The sequence below is a fragment of the Streptomyces tricolor genome (assembly GCF_002155905.1).
GTDB classification, from domain to species: Bacteria; Actinomycetota; Actinomycetes; order Streptomycetales; family Streptomycetaceae; genus Streptomyces; species Streptomyces tricolor.
Genome location: NZ_MUMF01000548.1, coordinates 1 through 1758, shown reverse-complemented (window position 1 = coordinate 1758; position 1758 = coordinate 1). Strand labels below are relative to the sequence as shown.

Annotated in this window: 1 protein-coding gene; it reads left to right on the top strand. The window is 74.2% G+C overall.

What is annotated here, in order from left to right:
* On the top strand, nucleotides 1-1758 hold a 1758-nt coding region (locus CCN44_RS33235; RefSeq protein ID WP_086701985.1), incomplete at both ends, for a sensor histidine kinase.

Below are 1758 nucleotides of genomic sequence, written 5' to 3'. Positions count from 1 at the left end.
CACCGCCCAGGACGTCGCCCGGTTGCGCCAGTCCCAGCGGGTCGACGCCGAACTGCGCACTCCGGTGGCCGCCGCCGTCACCGCGCTGCAAGCCGAGCGCACCGCGGCCGTCCGCTACGCCACCGACCCGCGCGCCGGGAACGGCGGCGACCTGGAAGAGCTCGCGGCCCGCACCGACCGGGCCGTGGCGAAGCTGCGGCTCGGCCGGCACAGCACGGTCGCCGACAGCCAGGAACTGCCCGCCGGCGTCTCCGGGCGCCTCGACGCCTTCGTCACCGGTGCCGAAGGTCTCCGTACGCTGCGAACGGCCGTACGGGGCCACAAGGCGGGCTGGGACGACACCTACAGGCGGTACACGAAGACCATCGGCGCGGCCTTCGCCGTGGACGGCGCCCTCACCGGCGCCCAGCAGGCCGACCTCGCCTCCGACGCGCGCGTGCTGCTCGAATTCTCCCGCGCCGCCGAGGCGCTGGCCCAGGAGGACGCCCTGCTGGGCAGCGCGCGGACCGGCGCCCTGCGAGGCGAACGTCTGCGGCTCTTCAGCGCCGCCGTCGCCACGCGCCGTACCCTCACCGACACCGCCGTCGCCGATCTGCCCGCCGCCCCGCGCGCCGCCTGGCAGGACCTCGCGCGCAGCGACTCCTACACCGCCCTGGGCGCCGCCGAGGACGAACTGTTGGCCGCCGGACCGGGTGCCGGGCCCGCCGACGCGGTACCGCGGGCCGCCTGGAGCGATGCCCACGCGCGCGTACAGGACGGCATGCGGACCATCGCGACGGCCACGGGCCGTGCCGTCGCCGGCCGTGCCGACCCGGTCGCCCGGGGCCTGCTCAGCCCCGCGGGCGCAGCCGTACTCCTCGGACTCGCCGCCGTCGCCGCCTCCCTCGTCATCTCGGTCCGCATCGGGCGGGCACTCGTGGTCGAACTCGTGACCCTGCGCAACGACGCACTGGAGATCGCCCGCCGCAAACTCCCCGAAGCGATGCGGAGACTGCGCGCGGGCGAGGAGATCGACCTCCGGGCCGAGGCACCCGCCGGACCACCCGCGGAGGACGAGACCGGTCAGGTCGCGGAAGCCCTGACCACCGTGCACCGCGCCGCGCTCCGCGCCGCCGTGGAGCGCGCCGAACTCGCCAGCGGCATCTCCGGAGTCTTCGTCAACCTGGCCCGCCGCAGCCAGGTCCTCGTCCATCGCCAGCTCAGCCTCCTCGACAGCATGGAACGGCGTTCCGACGACCCCGACGAGCTGAGCGACCTGTTCCGTCTGGACCACCTCACCACCCGGATGCGACGCCACGCCGAGAGCCTGATCATCCTCTCCGGCGCGGCCCCCGGCCGGGCCTGGCGCCTGCCGGTGTCGTTGACCGACGTCGTACGCGCCGCCGTCTCGGAGGTCGAGGACTACGCGCGCGTGGAGGTGCGTCAGTTCCCCGAGGCGCACATCATCGGCGCGGCGGTCGCCGACCTCACCCATCTGCTGGCCGAACTCGTGGAGAACGCCGCCCAGTTCTCACCGCCCCACACGCGCGTGCGTGTCACCGGCGAACCCGTCGGCAACGGCTACGCCCTGGAGATCGAGAACCGGGGTCTCGGCATGGGCGCCGACACCCTCGCCGAGGCCAACCGGCGCATAGAACAGTCCGAGGCGCTCGACCTCTTCGACAGCGACCGTCTCGGACTCTTCGTGGTCAGCAGGCTCGCCTCCCGGCACGACATCAAGGTGCACCTGCGGACCTCCCCGTACGGCGGCACCACCGC